The sequence below is a fragment of the Anaerotalea alkaliphila genome (assembly GCF_010179735.1).
Taxonomy (GTDB): Bacteria; Bacillota; Clostridia; order Lachnospirales; family Vallitaleaceae; genus Anaerotalea; species Anaerotalea alkaliphila.
Genome location: NZ_JAAEEH010000001.1, coordinates 168,446 through 184,421 on the forward strand (window position 1 = coordinate 168,446; position 15,976 = coordinate 184,421).

Consider the following 15,976-nt stretch of genomic DNA (forward strand, 5'->3'; position numbering starts at 1 on the left):
TCAATGTTCACAAAACATAGATTTTGAAAGGAATGCGGATATGTACGATACCTATGAGACACCTTTGGGATCCAGATACGCCAGCAAGGAAATGCTGTATATCTTTTCCCCGGACAAGAAATTCAAGACCTGGCGCAAGCTGTGGATTGCTTTGGCGGAGGCGGAACAGGAGCTGGGAATCGCCATCACGAAGGAACAGATCGCCCAAATGAAGGCGGCTGCGGAGGACATCAATTATGACGTCGCCAGAAAAAGGGAGAAGGAAGTGCGCCATGACGTGATGGCCCATGTGTTCGCCTATGGTGAGCAGGCTCCCCTGGCCAAGCCGATCATCCACCTGGGAGCCACCAGCTGCTATGTGGGGGACAATACGGACATCATCCTGATGGACGAGGCCCTTGAACTGTTGAAGGTGAAGCTGGTGAATGTCATGGACAAACTGGCCGCATTCGCCATGGAGACGAAGGATGTGCCCACCCTTGGTTTCACCCATTTCCAACCGGCGCAGCTGACGACGGTCGGAAAGCGCGCCACCTTGTGGCTGGAAGACCTTTGGATGGACTACCAGGACATCGTATTCCAACAATCCAAGCGCAGGCTCCGGGGCGCGAAGGGCACCACCGGCACCCAGGCCAGCTTCCTGAGCCTGTTCAATGGGGACCAGGAAAAGGTCAAGGCGCTGGACAGGATGGTGGCGAGGAAGATGGGATATGAGGACACCTTCCCTGTCACAGGGCAGACCTACCCCCGGAAACTGGATTCCCAGTTCCTGAACATCCTCAGCGGCCTGGCCCAGTCCGCCTACAAGTTCAGCAACGACATCCGCCTCCTGCAGAACCTGAAGGAGATTGAAGAACCCTTCGAGAAAAGCCAGATCGGTTCTTCCGCCATGGCTTACAAGCGGAATCCCATGCGTACGGAAAGGATCTCTTCGCTGGCAAGGCACGTGATCGTCAATGCCTTGAATCCGGCCATCACCGCTTCCACCCAGTGGTTCGAGAGAACTTTGGACGACAGCGCCAACAAGCGTCTTTCCGTTCCGGAGGCGTTCCTTGCCATGGACGCCATCCTGGAAATCTACATGAACGTCATGGACGGACTTGTGGTGTACGAGAAGGTCATCCACCAGCGGATCATGAGCGAGCTGCCCTTCATGGCGACGGAGATGATCCTGATGGAAGGCGTCAAGCGCGGAGGTGACCGGCAGGAACTGCACGAGAGCATCCGGGTCCATTCCATGGAGGCGGCCAAACAGGTGAAGATGGAAGGCAAACCCAACGATCTGATCGAAAGGATCCTGGGAGACGGGAACTTCAAGATGTCCGAGGAGGAAATCCAGGCCATCCTGCGTCCGGAGAACTTCACGGGCATGGCAGGACAACAGGTGGTGGATTTCGTGGAAGGTGTCATCCGGCCCATCCTGGAGTCGCACAAGGATTCCCTGGGGAAAAAAGCCGAGCTGAACGTATAAGGGGTGCGCTATGAAAACCATTGGTTTTATCGGAGCAGGGAACATGGGAGCCGCCATGATGCAAGGTGCGAAGAAGGTTTTCGGGGATGGGATCCTGTTCACGGACATCAGCCGTAACCGGATGGAGGAGCTCCAGGACCAGTTGGGGTTGCCTTTCGTCCTTTCGAACCAGGAATGCGTCGACCAGGCCAGCTATGTCGTCCTGGCCATCAAGCCCCAATACTACGGGGAAGCGTTGGAGGGCATCCGGCCCAGGAAGGGCCAGGTTTTCATCTCCATTGCTCCTGGCATCTCCATCAGCAAGGTCAAGGCGCTCCTGGGCGGCGATGTCCGTGTGGTCAGGGCCATGCCCAACACGCCTGCCCTCCTGGGGGAGGGAATGAGCGCCATCAGTTTTTCCGAAGACCCCTACCAGGAAGAGGAGAGGGATACCGTAAGAAGGCTTTTCGACTCCTTCGGCAAGACGTTGACCGTGCCGGAGAGCCAGATGGACATGGTGGTGCCCCTTTCTGGAAGCTCCCCCGCTTACGTTTACATGCTGATTGAAGCCATGGCGGATGCGGGCGTGCTCACGGGCATGCCCAGGAAGGACGCCTACATGCTGGCTGCCCAGTCGGTGGTTGGAGCCGCGCGGATGGTGCTCGAGACAGGCAGGCATCCCGGAGCGTTGAAGGACGACGTCTGCTCTCCCGGGGGAACCACCATTGAAGCGGTGAAGGTTCTGGAGGCAAAGGGATTCAGAAGCGCCATCATCGAAGCGATGGAAGCGTGCTGGAAAAAAGCCAAGAGCTTCCAGTCCCAAGATTAGGGAAGCGAAAAGGAGGTTCCATGGAAGGAACAATCAAGAAATTAGGGCAGACAGAAATATACAGGGGAAGCCGTGTCCACCTGGTGACCGAAACCATCCAATTCCCCAACGGAAAGCGGGCGGAGTGGGAACTGATCCAGCATCCCGGGGCTGCGGCGGTGATTCCGGTGGATGCGGACGGAAAGATCATCATGGTCCGGCAATACCGGAACGCGACCGACGGCTGGACCCTGGAGATTCCCGCAGGATGCCTGGACCATCCTGGCGAGGACCCGCTGGAATGCGCCTGCAGGGAACTGGAGGAAGAGACCGGCCACCAGGCGAAGAAGATGGATTTCCTGTACAAATTCTATTCGAGCATCGGCATTTGCGACGAAATCATCCATATCTACGTAGCCAGGGACCTGGTCAAGACGGAGCAGTCTTTGGATGAGGACGAATTCGTAACCGTGGAGCACCACAGCCTGGACGCCCTGCTGGAGATGTGTTTCCAAGGGGTAATCATGGACAACAAGACCATTTCCGCCCTCTTGGCCTATAGGTACAAATACAAATTGTAGAAAACCAGAGCAAACAGATCAGAGGATTTCATATGACCAAACACATCGAGGAATTTGCATCTTATCTAAAAGACGAAAAAAACGCCTCTGAAAACACGATCGCAAGCTACTGCAGGGACCTGCACCATTTCAACGCCTACTGCCTTGAATCGGGAGTGGACGACTTGAAGAAGGTGCGTTATGTTTTTCTGGCGGGCTATGTCGCCCGTCTGGAGAAGGAGAGGAAGGCCATTTCCACCATTTCCAGAAACCTCTCCTCCCTGCGCTCTTTTTTCCAGTACTTGAAAAGAGGGAATGTGGTGGAGGAAGATCCCACGGAACGCCTCGCATCCCCCAAATCGAACAAAAAGGTGCCGGAGGTGCTCAGCATGCAGGAAGTGGAAATCCTCCTGGAGCAGCCGGACATGGAGGATGTGAAGGGAATCAGGGACAAGGCCATGCTGGAATTGCTTTATGCCACCGGCATCCGGGTGACGGAACTGATTTCCATGCAGTCCCAGGACATCAACCTGGCCATGGGATATGTGAAGTGCCGCGACGGGAAGAAGGAACGGATCATCCCCATCGGAAAGGCTGCACAGCAGGCCATGCTTGTCTATCTGGACCGCTCCAGGCCTGTCATGGTCAGGACGACGGAGGAAACCATGCTGTTCGTAAGCTGTCTGGGACAGGGGATGAGCAGGCAAGGGTTCTGGAAAATCGTCAAATCCTATGCGGACAAGGCTTCCATCAAAAAGGCGATCACGCCCCACATGCTCCGGCATTCCTTCGCCAGCCACCTGGTGGAGAATGGAGCGGACCTGCGCTCCGTCCAGGAAATGCTGGGCCATTCGGACCTGTCCACCACCCAGGTCTATGCGAAGATGAACAAGCACCGGTTGAAGGAAGTATATGCGAAGGCCCATCCAAGGGCATGAAAAAAGGGCTGTTGCAGACCAACTTGCGGTTGGATGCAACAGCCCTTTTCACGCATTTATCCGAAATACCTCTTCAACAATCCTGCAAACTGCTGTCCATGCCGCGCCTCGTCCTTGCACATTTCGTGCACGGTGTCATGGATGGCATCGTATCCAAGCTGCTTGGCCTTGGTTGCGATCTCCTTCTTGCCTGTGCAGGCTCCGTGCTCCGCATCCACCCGTACCTGCAGGTTGGATTTGGTGTCGGCTTTGACGACCTCGCCCAGAAGCTCCGCAAATTTAGCGGCATGCTCCGCTTCTTCCCAGGCGATCCGCTTGTAGGCTTCCGCAACCTCGGGATAGCCTTCCCTCTCAGCCTGACGGGCCATGGCCAGATACATGCCGACTTCCGTGCATTCGCCGGTGAAGTTCATGCGAAGGCCTTCCAGAATTTCCTGGTCCACATCCTGGGCCACACCGATCCTATGCTCGTCCGCCCAGACCAGTTCCTCTCCGTTTTGTTCCGTGAACTTGGAAGCAGGGGCCTTGCATTGGGGACAGTGTTCGGGAGCCTGGTCCCCTTCGTGTACGTAGCCGCAAATGGTGCAAATGAATTTTTTCAATGGATGATCCTCCTGATGTAATGAATGTCATATGATAATGTCTATCTGCTTGTTCATTATAGCATACACGTCAGGAATGTCAAGGGGAAAGTTCCGGCCCGTGTTGTTGCGGATGGGAGCCTATGCTATACTGGAGCCATAGACATTGGAATAAGGAGGCGGCGATATGGTTGATAGGATAGTCTGGATCGTACTGGACAGCGTGGGTGTGGGGGAACTTCCCGATGCCGGCAGGTTTGGGGATGAGGGAAGCAACACGCTGGTCCACACGGTCCAGCGTACAGGAATCCGCCTGCCCCATCTGGCTGGTCTGGGCCTTGGCCGGATCCAGGGCGTAAAAGGTATCGAGATGCCGGAACAAGTCAGCGGAATTTATGGGAAATGCGCGGAGATGTCCAATGGGAAAGACACCACCATCGGCCATTGGGAGATGGCGGGCATCCACTCTCCGGATCCGCTTCCCACCTATCCGGAAGGTTTCCCCGAGGAGGTCCTTCAGCCTTTCATGGAAAGGACAGGGTATGGGGTCCTTTGCAACAGGCCCTATTCGGGAACGGACGTGATCCGGGATTACGGGGCGGAGCATATGGAGACGGGCAAACTCATCGTCTACACCTCGGCGGACAGCGTCTTCCAGATTGCGGCCCATGAAGCGGTGGTGGATGTGGAAACACTCTACAAAGTCTGCTCCGTGGCCAGGGAAATACTTCAGGGAAAGCATGGGGTGGCCCGGGTGATCGCCAGGCCCTTCCAGGGGGAGCCGGGGAAGTTCACCCGGACAGCCAACCGCAGGGACTTTTCCTTGGACCCGCCCGGTCCTACGGTGCTGGACAGGGCGAAGGAAGCGGGATTGGACGTGGTCGCCATCGGCAAGATCGAGGACATCTTCAATGGGAAGGGCATCACCCATGCCATCCACACGAAAAGCAACATGGAGGGCGTCGATGTCCTGTTGGAGTCCATGGAGTGGCAAGGGAAAGGAATCATTTTCGCCAACCTGGTGGAATTCGATTCCGCCTGGGGACATCGGAATGATGTGGCAGGTTACGCCAGAGGGCTGGTGGAGTTCGACGACCGGCTTCCGGAAATCTTGGGAAAGATGAGGGAAACGGATGTGCTGGTGATAAACGCGGACCATGGCTGCGACCCCACCACGCCCAGCACGGACCATTCCAGGGAATATGTGCCCCTGCTGCTGTACGGCCACCGGCTTGGGAAGGGTGTGGATTTGGGCATACGGTCCAGCTTCGCGGATATCGGCCAAACCCTGGCGGAACTGCTGGGGCTGCAGGAACTGCCGTTCGGCAAATCTTTTGCCGGGCTAATCCTGCCGCAGTCCAATTGAGGAAAGGAGGTTGTTCCATGCGCATGCTGGACATCATCGAAAAGAAGAAACGGGGTGGAATCCTGAACCGGGAGGAGATCGCCTTTTTCGTCCAAGGATATACAAGGGACCAGGTGCCTGACTACCAGATGGCAGCCCTACTGATGGCCATTTGGTTCCGGGGACTGGAGGATCGGGAGGTTCTGGACCTGACCCTGGAAATGGCCGGCAGCGGGGAGACGCTGGACCTGTCGGACATCCGGGGGGTTGTGGTGGACAAGCACAGCACGGGAGGGGTCGGCGACAAGACATCCCTGGTGGTCGCTCCCATGGTAGCATCCCTTGGGGTTCCGGTGGCCAAGATGTCAGGAAGGGGGCTGGGCCATACGGGAGGGACCATCGACAAGCTGGAGGCCATACCAGGTTTCAGCGCCGCCTTGGACAAGAAGGCGATGGTGGACACAATCAACCGGGTGCACATGGCCATTGCTGGCCAGACGGCAAACCTGGCTCCGGCGGACAAGAAAATGTACGCATTGCGGGATGTGACGGGAACGGTGGACCAGACGGGACTCATCGCCAGCAGCGTCATGAGCAAGAAGATCGCCTCCGGAGCCCAGGTGATCGTGCTGGATGTGAAGACAGGGTCGGGAGCCTTCATGAAAAGGGAAGAGGACGCCCTGGAGCTGGCGGCCCGCATGGTTTCCATCGGAAAAGGCCTGGGAAGGACGACGGCGGCGCTGGTGACGGACATGAACCAGCCCTTGGGGGAAGCGGTGGGCAATTCCCTGGAGGTGGTGGAGGCCATCCGCACCCTCCAGGGAAAAGGTCCGAAAGACCTGTATGAACTGTGTCTGGCTTTGGGAAGCCAAATGCTGCTGGGTGCGGGAAGGACAGGCGACCCTGGGGAGGCGAAAAAGCTGCTGCAGGAGGCGGTGGCTTCCGGTGCGGCCCTGGCCACCTTCAAGGCCTTTGTGGAGGCCCAGGGGGGGGATGGGGCCTATGTGGACAATCCTGGACTCTTTCCCGAAGCCAGGCATGTGGCGGAGGTGCCCGCGCCGAGAAGCGGCTATGTCCAGGCCATCCAGACCGAAGAGGTGGGTGTGTCCGCCATGCTTCTGGGAGGGGGACGGGAAACGAAGGATAGCCCCATCGACCTTGCGGTGGGCCTGTTGGTTCGCAAGAAGGTGGGGGATTTCGTGGAGCAAGGCGAACCCCTGGTGCGGATCCATGCCAGCGGCAGGGAGCGTCTGGAAGCGGTCGCCGCCCGTTTGACGGAAGCCTACACCATCGGGGATGCCCCAGTGCAACGCCTCCAGCTTGTGAAAAAAGTGCTGACCTAGCAAAAAAAGTATTGCAATATCGTAATATTATGATATAATGAACTCAACGGTTCCGGTACAGGAAAAGACAACCCAAATCAGGAAAGTTGAGGTAAGCATATGTTTTTTACGAAAGCATACAAGAACATCTCCCCCAAGGCGGGAAAAGAAATGATGGAACAGGACAAGAACGTCCTGCTGTTGGATGTAAGGACCAGGGAAGAACACAAGGCAGGCCATATCCCGGGAAGCACCCTGATTCCCCTGGACTCCCTGGAGCATACGGCCGAGACCAAGTTGGGGGACAAGGACCGACCTGTCATCGTCTACTGCCTGAGTGGGGGAAGGAGCGCTGTCGCCTGCAAGATCCTTGCCGGCAAAGGATACACCAACATCCTAAACATGGGAGGTATCATGAACTGGCCTTACGAGAGGGTTTCCAAATAGGCTTTGGCGGTTTGACAAATGGGTCCCATATGTTATAATAATGTAGAAATGAAGGTATTCTTAGTACTAAGGATACCTTTTTTAGTTGCCGGGAACATTCGGTCCCAGGCTTATGTAAAGAGGAGATTCGACTTATGACCTATTTGATCGACATTGCCATCCGGGCTGTCTGCGTCCTGCTGACCGTCTGGATCCATGAAGTTCCAAAGGCTGCGGCCGCCTACAGCCTCACCCATCCCATCCACCGCAAGAAAGAGGACTTCAGGCTGGACCTGAAGTCTTACATCGACCCCATCGGCTTCCTGCTCTTCCTCTTCATGAACTTCGGATGGCAGAAGCCGGCGGAATACAACGCCAGCAGATACAAGGACAGGGACAGGGGGCTGGTCGCGGTGGCCATGGCCGGGCAGCTGGCCAACATCCTTGCTGTGGCGGTCTTCCTGCTCCTCAGGCGCTATGCCGGCGGCCCCGTCTGGAACCTGTTCACCCTGTACATGGTGTATTTCAATTTCGCCATCGTCCTTGTGAATTTCCTGCCGGTGCCTCCCCTGGAGGCCAGCAAGCTGGTCTACGCCTATTCCAGCAACGCCTATTTCAAGCTCATCCAGAACGCCAGGATGGTCCATGTGGTATTCCTGCTCCTGATTTTCCTGGGCTTCATCGGCAGCTTCATCAACCTGCTTTTCGAACCCATCAGGAGGATCCTCTAGACCATGGAACTGTCCTACAAGCTGGAAATCTTTGAGGGGCCATTGGACCTGCTGCTGCATCTAGTGGAGAAGAACAAGGTGGACATTTCGGAAATCCCCATCGCTCTGGTGGCGGGACAATACCTGGAGCATGTCCGGGAGATGGGGGACTGCCCCATGGAGGTCATGAGCGGCTTCCTGGAGATGGCCGCCACATTGATCTACATCAAGACAAAGATGCTCCTTCCAAGGCATCGGGAGCAGGAAGGGGAGGCGGGCCTCTCCGCAGAAGAGGAAAAGGACGCACTGGTGGCCAGACTTCTGGAATACAAGAAATTCAAGACCCTGGCCAAGGAGCTGGCGGACATGCAGGAAGCCGGCGGAAGGCATTTCTACAAATCCCCGTCCCTCCCAGCCGGCCTGCTGGACGACATTCCGAGGCCGGACCCCCAGGAGCTGCTTGCGGGGCTGGCCTTTGCGGACCTGTACAAAGTCTTCTGCTCCCTCCTGCGGCAGTCCGACGACCGGGTGGACCCGGTCCGGAGCGGTTTCGGCAAGATCCGCAAGGAAAGCCATACCGTCCACGAGAAGATGGAGGAGCTGCTTGCGGGGGGGAAAAGGGGGGTGAAGCGCAGCTTCAGGGAGATCCTGGCCGCTGAGCCGGAACGGATGGGGATGATCGTGCTGTTCCTTGCGGTGCTGGAACTGGTCAAGGGCGGCAGGATACAGGCCAGGCAGTCGGATGCGTTCGACGACATATTGATCGAGTACCTTTAGAGGAGTGTAGATGCGATGCGATTGAATCGGAAAGAGGCCGCCCTGGAGGCGGTCCTGTTTGCGGCGGGGGAGGCCGTTTCCCTGGAGAAGCTGGCGGCGGCGCTGGAATTGGACAAGGATACCGCCAAGCGCCTGGCGCTTCGGCTGCAGGACACCTACCAGCTGGAGCAAAGGGGGATGCGGATCATGGAAATCGGGGACGGCTTCCAGATGTGCACCTGCGAGACCCAGTTCGAGGCGGTAAGGCGTCTGGTCGGGAAAGAGCCGGCCTCTTCCCTGACGGACGCCCAGGTGGAAACGCTTTCCATCATCGCCTACAGACAGCCGGTCACAAAGGCGCACATAGAAAAAATCCGTGGGGTCAAATCCGACGGAATCGTAAACAAACTGGTGGAATACGACCTGGTTTGCGAACTGGGAAGGATGGACGGGCCTGGGAGGCCAATCCTCTTCGGCACGACCCAGGCCTTCCTGCGCAGTTTCGGGTTGCGGTCCCTGGAAGACCTGCCCCAGGAGTCAATGGAAAAGGGAATGGAGATGGAAACATGATGAGATTGCAGAAAATGATGGCGGAAGCCGCCGTGGGATCCAGAAGGGCCTGCGAAAAACTGATCCAGGAGGGAAGGGTCAAGGTGAACGGTGCGGTGGTCACGGAATTGGGTACGAAAGTGGACCCCGAGAAGGACCAGGTGGAGTTGGATGGAAACAAGGTGCAAACCCGCCGGGCAGCCCAGAACATCTACTACATGCTCCACAAGCCCGTGGGTTATGTGACGACAGCCTCCGACGAACAGGGAAGGGATACGGTGTTGTCCCTGGTGCCCCAGAAGGACAGGGTCTACCCGGTGGGAAGGCTGGACATCATGTCCAGCGGGCTGCTGCTCCTGACCAACGACGGCGACCTGACATACAAGCTGACTCATCCAAAACACGCCATCGCCAAGCAGTATGTGGTGAAGGTGCGCCCTCCGGTCCCGGAGGACAGGATCCTCCAGTTGCAGAAGGGCGGGGACATAGGCCCCTACGCCATCAGCCCGTCCAAAATACGGCTGCTGTCCTCCGACGGGGAAACGGCCGTCTACAGGGTGGCCATCAAGGAAGGGAAAAACCGGCAGATCCGCAGGATGTTCGAATTCGTGGACGCCCAGGTCGTGCGCCTGCAGCGGGTTGCCGTCGGGGAGCTGACATTGGGAGACTTGCCCAAGGGTGCCTACCGCGCCCTGACAGAGCAGGAAATCTCCTACCTGAAAGGGCTTTGAGCATGTTTCATCAGCGGATCACGGAAATCGTGCAGGAACTGATGAAGCCCTATCTTCCCCCGGGAGGGACCGTGTTGGACGCCACCATGGGGAACGGCCGGGATACCCTTTTCCTGGCGCGTTGCGTGGGAAGCCGGGGCAAGGTGTACGCCTTCGACATCCAGCAGGATGCGTTGGATGCCACGGCAAGGCGTCTGGAGGAGGCAGAGTGCAGGGAATGGTGCAACCTGGTCCTGGAAGGGCACCAGCACTTGGAGCGGCATGTGGGGGAGCCCCTGGACGGCGCCATGTTCAACCTGGGCTATCTCCCGGGAGCGCCCAAGGAAGCGGCCACCCGGGGGGAGACCACGCTGCTGGCGCTGGAGTCGGTGCTCCGCCTCCTGAAACCCGGCGGCGTCTGCTCGCTGGTGCTGTATCCGGGCCATCCGGAGGGGGCCCTGGAACAGCAGGAGGTGCTTGCATATCTGCAAGAGAAAGATGGGAAAGAGTTGGATGCCTTGCTCATGAGTTACCCAATTCGTAGTGGAAAACCACCGAGTATCCTGGTGATTTACAAAAAAAGTGCGTAATATTTAACAAACACCTTGCAAGTCTGATGGTAATATTGTAGAATGATACTTGATTTAGAAATTTTCTCAAGAATGAATCAATGGAGGGTTGATATGAGTATCCAGCAACGCAAGAACGATCTCACAAACCGCCGCGCACACATCGAACTGGGAGGCGGGAAGGATGCCATCGGCAAGCTCCACGCCAAGGGGAAACTCACCGCCCGGGAAAGGATTTCCAGGCTGTTGGATGAAAACAGCTTTGTGGAAGTGGGGGCTTTCGTGACCTCCCGCGTCAAGGATTTCGACCTTGGGTCCAAGAACCCGCCGGCGGATGGTGTCGTCACCGGATTCGGGACCGTACGCGGCAGATTGGTGTATGTATACAGCCAAGATGCCACTGTCCTGGGTGGCGCGCTCGGGGAAATGCATGGAAAGAAAATCGGCGCCCTGTACGACATGGCGTTGAAGATGGGAGCGCCAGTGGTCGGGTTCCTGGATTCCGCAGGACTCCGCCTGCAGGAAACCTCCTACGGCCTGGAGGGCTTCGGAGCCATCTACCAGAAACAATCCCAGGCATCCGGCGTCCTTCCCCAGATCACAGCGGTCATGGGAAATTGCGGAGGCGGATCGGCGGTGATCACATCCCTGTCGGACTTCACGTTCATGACGGAGAAGAACGCCCATCTCTTCGTGAACAGCCCCAACACGCTGGACGACCGGCACGCCACCATGGACAAGTACGCAAGCGCCAAGTTCCATGGGGAAACCACGGGTATTGTGGATTTCGTCTGCAAAGACGAGGCAGGCCTCATCGAGGATATGGTCCGCCTGCTGGACATGCTGCCCTCCAACAATAGAGAAGAGGCCTACAGCGGCTCCACCACAGACGACCTGAACAGGGAAGACTGGGAGATTGTGGACCTGGTGGGGGAAGGCATGGACGGACGCCAGATGGCAGCCATGATCGCGGACAACCACCAGGTGGTGGAAGTCAAGGCCCTGTATGGACAGGAAGTGGTCACCGCGTTCGTGAAGATGAACGGGAACACCGTAGGCCTGGTCGGAAGCCAGTCGGCCGGGGGGGCCGGCAGGATCGGCAGGGACGGGTGCGACAAGATCGCCGATTTCGTACGGTTTTGCGACGCATTCAACATCCCCCTGGTCACCCTGGTGGACGTGGAGGGGTTCGAGGCCACTGTGGAACAGGAACAGAAGGCCGTCTCCAAGGCCATCGCGGACATGACCGCCGCTTTTGTGGGGGCCTCTGTCCCCAAAGTGGACGTCCTGGTGCACAGGGCCTACGGTTCCGCCTATGTTTCCCTGAACAGCAAGCATGTGGGGGCGGACATCGTGCTGGCCTGGCCTAGCGCCACCATGTCCGTGATGGACCCCAAAGCCGCCGTACGCATCATGTACGCCGAAGAACTGGCCGCCTCCAAGGACGCCAGGGCCCTGCAAGAGGAAAAGGCTGCAGAATACGCCAAACAGCAGGCCAGTCCCTATGCCGCCGCGGAACGGGGTTTCGTCGACGACATCATTGAACCGCAAGCCACCCGGAAGCATGTGATTTATACGCTGGAAATGCTGCGTACGAAGCGCGCGGAGGGTTTGGACAAGAAACACAATACAATTTAGAGAGGTGTAAAAATGGAATGGTTTTCAGAAGGCATGGTCGCTTTGATCAGCGGCATGGGTACGACGTTCCTTGTTTTGATTTTCCTTTCCTGGTTGATCGGATTGCTGAAATATGTGAACAAGCCCCAGCCCGTCAAGGTGGAAACGGTCACGACCGTAACACCGGCGCCGGCACCGGCACCAGCCCCTGCGGCTGCAAAGCAGGATGATTCCGAATTGGTGGCTGTCATCGCGGCTGCGATTGCGGCAACCTTGAACACAACCACGGACAAGTTCCAAGTAAGGTCATTCAGAAGACTGCAGCCATCCGAGAGATGGAATGCACGCTAAATCACAGGAGGATATGAAAGATGAAAAAATTCCAAGTTACGGTCAATGGCAGCACCTATGAAGTGGATGTAGAAGAGATCGGCGGCGTGTCCGCTCCGGCAGCTCCCAGGGCAGCAGCCCCCGCGCCCGCAGCAGCGGCCCCTGCGCCCGTTGCGGCGGCCCCCGCACCTGTTGCGGCGGCACCGGCAGCGGCACCGGCGGCAGCCGGCGGCGTTCCCGTGGAAGCCCCCATGCAAGGCAAGATCTTCGCCGTCAAGGTAGGTCCCGGACAGGCGGTGAAGGCCGGTGATGTCCTCATCGTGCTGGAAGCCATGAAGATGGAAAACGAAGTCGTGGCACCCCAGGACGGAACCGTCGCCAGTGTGAGCGTTGCGGTCGGTCAAACTGTAGAGGCAGGAGACATACTCGCCACTCTCAACTAAAACCAGGGAGGTATTGACACAATGCTTTACGAGCTGCAAGAAGCCGCGGTGGATTTCATACAGAGTTCAGGACTCTACTGGCTCTATGAGAATTTCACCGGCGAAGGATACAAGAACGTAATCATGATTGCGGTTGCCCTGGGACTGATGTACCTGGCAATCAAGAAACAGTACGAGCCGCTGCTCCTGCTTCCCATTTCCTTTGGGATGCTCCTGGTGAACCTGCCGATCAGCGGCGTCATGAGCCATGTCATGACCGAAATCACCATGCCGGACAGCTCCATCGTCACCTACGACGGGAAACTGGTGGAGGCGGCCCTGGCCTACGGCCCCAATGCGGCCGGATATATCCTGGAGAACGCCCGGGAAATCCCCGGAGGACTGATCTACTACCTCTACCAGGGGAACAAGCTGGGAATCTTCCCTCCCCTGATCTTCATGGGTGTAGGCGCACTGACGGACTTCGGTCCCCTGCTGGCCAACCCCAAGAGCTTCCTGTTGGGGGCCGCCGCCCAGTTCGGCATCTTCCTGGCCTTCTTCGGAGCCCTGGCGGTCGGCTTCACCACCGATGAAGCAGCCTCCATCGCCATCATCGGCGGAGCGGACGGCCCGACGGCCATCTTCACAACCATCAAGCTGGCACCCCATCTACTGGGACCCATCGCGGTGGCGGCCTACTCCTACATGTCCCTGGTGCCCATCATCCAGCCTCCCATCATGAAGCTGCTGACCACCAAGGAAGAGCGGAGGATCAAGATGAAGATGCTGCGTCCGGTTTCCCAGACGGAGAAGATCATCTTCCCCATCCTGGTCACCATCGTTGTCATCCTGATCCTGCCCACCACGGCGCCTCTGATCGGCATGCTGATGTTCGGAAACCTGATCAAGGTCTCCGGTGTCACGGAGAAGCTGGCGGAAATCGCATCGGGACCGCTGATGTACATGATCACCATCGCCCTGGGCATCAGCGTGGGCGCCACAACCAGTGCGGACGCGTTCCTCAACCTGGCGACAATCAAGATCCTCTTCATGGGGATGGTGGCCTTCGCCTTCGGCACCGCCGCCGGCGTGCTGTTGGGCAAGGCGATGAACTTCTTCGCCGCCGGAAAGACCAACCCCCTCATCGGGGCCGCCGGGGTATCCGCGGTTCCCATGGCCGCCCGTGTGGCCCAGAAGGTGGGATCCCAGGAAGACCCCACCAACTTCCTGCTCATGCATGCCATGGGACCCAACGTGGCCGGCGTCATCGGTTCCGCTGTAGCGGCCGGGGTGTTCCTGTCCTTGTACCTGTAGGGAATATGCAAACATAGGAAAAATGCGACCGCCGCAAGCCATTGGATGGCTGGCGGCGGTCGTTTACAAACGATATCACAAGGAGGTCATTATGGAGCAAACGAAAAAGCCCATAGGTATTACCGACACCATCCTTAGGGATGCCCACCAGTCCCTGATTGCGACGCGGATGACGACGGAGGACATGCTCCCCATCCTGGACGCCATGGACAGGGTGGGCTACCATTCCGCAGAATGCTGGGGGGGAGCCACCTATGACGCCAGCATCCGCTTTCTGAAGGAAGACCCTTGGCACCGGCTGAAAATGCTGAAGAAGGGATTGAAGAACACCAAGCTGCAGATGCTCCTGCGGGGACAGAACCTGCTGGGATACAGGCACTACGCGGACGATGTGGTGACCTATTTCGTGCAGAAGTCCATCGCCAACGGCATCGACATCGTACGGATCTTCGACGCCCTCAACGACATCCGCAACCTGGAGACTTCCGTGAAGGCCACGAAAAAGGAGGGCGGACACGCCCAGATCGCCATCGCCTACACCTTGAGCGACTACCACACCCTGGAATTCTACGGTAAGCTGGCCAAGGACCTGCGGGATATGGGGGCCGATTCCATCTGCATCAAGGACATGGCGGGCCTGCTCATGCCCTATGCCACACCGGATCTGGTGAAGACACTGAAGGAAGCCTCCGGACTGCCCATCCAGGTCCACAGCCATTACACCTCCGGGGTGGCTTCCATGACCTATCTGAAGGCGGTGGAAGCGGGAGCCGACTACATCGATACGGCCATCTCCGCATTCGCCATGGGAACCGCCCAACCGGCGACGGAAGTCATGGCCGAGACCTTCCGGGGCACGGAATACGACCCTGGTCTGGACCACGACCTGTTGGCGGAAATCGCGGAATACTTCAGGCCCATGCGGGACGAGGCGCTGCGCACGGGACTTCTGGACCCCAAATCCCTGGCGGTGGACATCAAGACCCTGATGTACCAGGTCCCCGGGGGCATGCTTTCCAACCTGATTTCCCAGCTGAAGCAGCAGAACGCGGAGAGCAAGTACTACGATGTCCTGAAGGAAATCCCCCGCGTGCGGGAAGATCTGGGGTATCCTCCCCTGGTGACGCCCACCAGCCAGATCGTGGGGACACAGGCCGTGTTCAACATCCTGGGCGGGGAGCGGTACAAACTCGTGACCAAGGAGACCAAGGCCCTGGTCCGGGGAGAGTACGGAAGGACGCCGGGACAGATCAAGAAGGAAATCGTCGAGAAGATCATCGGCAAGGAAGAGCAGATCACCTGCCGTCCCGCGGACCTGCTGAAGCCGGAGCTGGAACAGCTGCGGCACGAAGTGGCCGCCTACGCACAGAACGAGGAGGATGTCCTGCTCTACGCCATGTTCCCGCAAGTGGCACTGGACTACTTCAAGCACAGGGAAGCCCAGGAGAGCAAAATCGACCCCGCCCTGGCAGGGAAGAAGGACAAGACCTACCCGGTATAGAAACCGGAGTGGAAATGCAAGAAACGTCTGCAGTCCGGACGGTTCTTGCATTTTTTGTTGGGGAAATT

The 15,976-nt window shown here is 57.8% G+C and carries 18 protein-coding genes; 17 read left to right on the forward strand and 1 reads right to left on the reverse strand.

Annotation, left to right across the window (positions count from 1 at the left end):
* The first annotated feature begins 40 nt into the window (after positions 1-40).
* The 4 genes from purB to xerD are packed head-to-tail and all read left to right on the forward strand — an operon-like array spanning position 41 to position 3,756.
* On the forward strand, positions 41-1,471 hold the full coding sequence (purB, locus tag GXN74_RS00795; RefSeq protein WP_162369005.1) for an adenylosuccinate lyase: 1,431 nt from the start codon (positions 41-43) through the stop codon (positions 1,469-1,471).
* A 10-nt stretch (positions 1,472-1,481) separates the two neighbouring features.
* Positions 1,482-2,279 (forward strand): pyrroline-5-carboxylate reductase, encoded by a 798-nt coding sequence (proC, locus tag GXN74_RS00800; protein ID WP_162369006.1) that lies wholly within the window; start codon positions 1,482-1,484, stop codon positions 2,277-2,279.
* Between the two features lie 20 nt (positions 2,280-2,299).
* Complete coding sequence (locus GXN74_RS00805; RefSeq protein ID WP_162369007.1) at positions 2,300-2,839, forward strand: NUDIX hydrolase; 540 nt, start codon at positions 2,300-2,302, stop codon at positions 2,837-2,839.
* Between the two features lie 32 nt (positions 2,840-2,871).
* Entirely contained in the window at positions 2,872-3,756 is an 885-nt protein-coding gene (gene xerD, locus GXN74_RS00810; protein WP_162369008.1) for a site-specific tyrosine recombinase XerD, read from the forward strand.
* 56 nt (positions 3,757-3,812) lie between these two features.
* Here the strand turns inward: xerD and GXN74_RS00815 are convergent, their stop codons facing one another.
* Complete coding sequence (locus tag GXN74_RS00815; protein ID WP_162369009.1) at positions 3,813-4,358, reverse strand: NADH peroxidase; 546 nt, start codon at positions 4,356-4,358, stop codon at positions 3,813-3,815.
* A 166-nt stretch (positions 4,359-4,524) separates the two neighbouring features.
* Between GXN74_RS00815 and GXN74_RS00820 the strand changes: the two genes are divergently transcribed.
* From GXN74_RS00820 to GXN74_RS00880, 13 genes are all read left to right on the forward strand, one after another.
* The gene (locus GXN74_RS00820; RefSeq protein ID WP_162369010.1) at positions 4,525-5,703 is read left to right on the forward strand and encodes a phosphopentomutase; all 1,179 of its coding nucleotides are present in this window, start codon (positions 4,525-4,527) and stop codon (positions 5,701-5,703) included.
* A 17-nt stretch (positions 5,704-5,720) separates the two neighbouring features.
* Positions 5,721-7,025: a pyrimidine-nucleoside phosphorylase gene (locus tag GXN74_RS00825; protein ID WP_162369011.1), complete on the forward strand. Its 1,305-nt coding sequence runs from the start codon at positions 5,721-5,723 to the stop codon at positions 7,023-7,025.
* A gap of 99 nt (positions 7,026-7,124) precedes the next feature.
* Complete coding sequence (locus GXN74_RS00830) at positions 7,125-7,451, forward strand: rhodanese-like domain-containing protein (protein WP_162369012.1); 327 nt, start codon at positions 7,125-7,127, stop codon at positions 7,449-7,451.
* 134 nt (positions 7,452-7,585) lie between these two features.
* Complete coding sequence (locus GXN74_RS00835) at positions 7,586-8,161, forward strand: site-2 protease family protein (protein WP_162369013.1); 576 nt, start codon at positions 7,586-7,588, stop codon at positions 8,159-8,161.
* Positions 8,162-8,164: 3 nt separating this feature from the next.
* On the forward strand, positions 8,165-8,917 hold the full coding sequence (locus GXN74_RS00840) for a segregation and condensation protein A (RefSeq protein ID WP_162369014.1): 753 nt from the start codon (positions 8,165-8,167) through the stop codon (positions 8,915-8,917).
* A 15-nt stretch (positions 8,918-8,932) separates the two neighbouring features.
* A complete protein-coding gene (gene scpB / locus GXN74_RS00845; protein ID WP_162369015.1) occupies positions 8,933-9,466 on the forward strand; it encodes an SMC-Scp complex subunit ScpB in 534 nt (177 codons plus the stop codon).
* Entirely contained in the window at positions 9,463-10,176 is a 714-nt protein-coding gene (locus GXN74_RS00850) for a pseudouridine synthase (RefSeq protein WP_162369016.1), read from the forward strand. The genes scpB and GXN74_RS00850 overlap by 4 nt, the downstream gene beginning before the upstream one ends.
* Before the next feature lie 2 nt (positions 10,177-10,178).
* The gene (gene mnmM, locus GXN74_RS00855) at positions 10,179-10,745 is read left to right on the forward strand and encodes a tRNA 5-(aminomethyl)-2-thiouridylate-methyltransferase MnmM (protein ID WP_162369017.1); all 567 of its coding nucleotides are present in this window, start codon (positions 10,179-10,181) and stop codon (positions 10,743-10,745) included.
* Positions 10,746-10,838: 93 nt separating this feature from the next.
* Positions 10,839-12,362, forward strand: coding sequence for an acyl-CoA carboxylase subunit beta (locus GXN74_RS00860; RefSeq protein ID WP_162369018.1), 1,524 nt, complete (start codon positions 10,839-10,841; stop codon positions 12,360-12,362).
* Between the two features lie 12 nt (positions 12,363-12,374).
* Entirely contained in the window at positions 12,375-12,692 is a 318-nt protein-coding gene (locus GXN74_RS00865) for an OadG family protein (RefSeq protein WP_162369019.1), read from the forward strand.
* A 20-nt stretch (positions 12,693-12,712) separates the two neighbouring features.
* Entirely contained in the window at positions 12,713-13,114 is a 402-nt protein-coding gene (locus GXN74_RS00870) for a biotin/lipoyl-containing protein (protein WP_162369020.1), read from the forward strand.
* Between the two features lie 21 nt (positions 13,115-13,135).
* Positions 13,136-14,407, forward strand: a complete 1,272-nt coding sequence (locus GXN74_RS00875; protein ID WP_162369021.1) for a sodium ion-translocating decarboxylase subunit beta — start codon at positions 13,136-13,138, stop codon at positions 14,405-14,407.
* An 88-nt stretch (positions 14,408-14,495) separates the two neighbouring features.
* On the forward strand, positions 14,496-15,908 hold the full coding sequence (locus tag GXN74_RS00880; RefSeq protein WP_162369060.1) for an oxaloacetate decarboxylase subunit alpha: 1,413 nt from the start codon (positions 14,496-14,498) through the stop codon (positions 15,906-15,908).
* The last annotated feature ends 68 nt before the right edge of the window (positions 15,909-15,976 follow it).

What these genes read in the sequence shown, in the direction of transcription:
- GXN74_RS00805 (WP_162369007.1), top strand. Translation starts at nt 2,300, where the DNA reads ATGGAAGGAACAATCAAGAAATTAGGGCAGACAGAAATATACAGGGGA.
- GXN74_RS00860 (WP_162369018.1), top strand. Translation starts at nt 10,839, where the DNA reads ATGAGTATCCAGCAACGCAAGAACGATCTCACAAACCGCCGCGCACAC.
- GXN74_RS00870 (WP_162369020.1), top strand. Translation starts at nt 12,713, where the DNA reads ATGAAAAAATTCCAAGTTACGGTCAATGGCAGCACCTATGAAGTGGAT.
- GXN74_RS00850 (WP_162369016.1), top strand. Translation starts at nt 9,463, where the DNA reads ATGATGAGATTGCAGAAAATGATGGCGGAAGCCGCCGTGGGATCCAGA.
- GXN74_RS00865 (WP_162369019.1), top strand. Translation starts at nt 12,375, where the DNA reads ATGGAATGGTTTTCAGAAGGCATGGTCGCTTTGATCAGCGGCATGGGT.
- mnmM (WP_162369017.1), top strand. Translation starts at nt 10,179, where the DNA reads ATGTTTCATCAGCGGATCACGGAAATCGTGCAGGAACTGATGAAGCCC.
- GXN74_RS00820 (WP_162369010.1), top strand. Translation starts at nt 4,525, where the DNA reads ATGGTTGATAGGATAGTCTGGATCGTACTGGACAGCGTGGGTGTGGGG.
- proC (WP_162369006.1), top strand. Translation starts at nt 1,482, where the DNA reads ATGAAAACCATTGGTTTTATCGGAGCAGGGAACATGGGAGCCGCCATG.
- purB (WP_162369005.1), top strand. Translation starts at nt 41, where the DNA reads ATGTACGATACCTATGAGACACCTTTGGGATCCAGATACGCCAGCAAG.
- GXN74_RS00835 (WP_162369013.1), top strand. Translation starts at nt 7,586, where the DNA reads ATGACCTATTTGATCGACATTGCCATCCGGGCTGTCTGCGTCCTGCTG.
- xerD (WP_162369008.1), top strand. Translation starts at nt 2,872, where the DNA reads ATGACCAAACACATCGAGGAATTTGCATCTTATCTAAAAGACGAAAAA.
- GXN74_RS00830 (WP_162369012.1), top strand. Translation starts at nt 7,125, where the DNA reads ATGTTTTTTACGAAAGCATACAAGAACATCTCCCCCAAGGCGGGAAAA.
- scpB (WP_162369015.1), top strand. Translation starts at nt 8,933, where the DNA reads ATGCGATTGAATCGGAAAGAGGCCGCCCTGGAGGCGGTCCTGTTTGCG.
- GXN74_RS00825 (WP_162369011.1), top strand. Translation starts at nt 5,721, where the DNA reads ATGCGCATGCTGGACATCATCGAAAAGAAGAAACGGGGTGGAATCCTG.
- GXN74_RS00875 (WP_162369021.1), top strand. Translation starts at nt 13,136, where the DNA reads ATGCTTTACGAGCTGCAAGAAGCCGCGGTGGATTTCATACAGAGTTCA.
- GXN74_RS00840 (WP_162369014.1), top strand. Translation starts at nt 8,165, where the DNA reads ATGGAACTGTCCTACAAGCTGGAAATCTTTGAGGGGCCATTGGACCTG.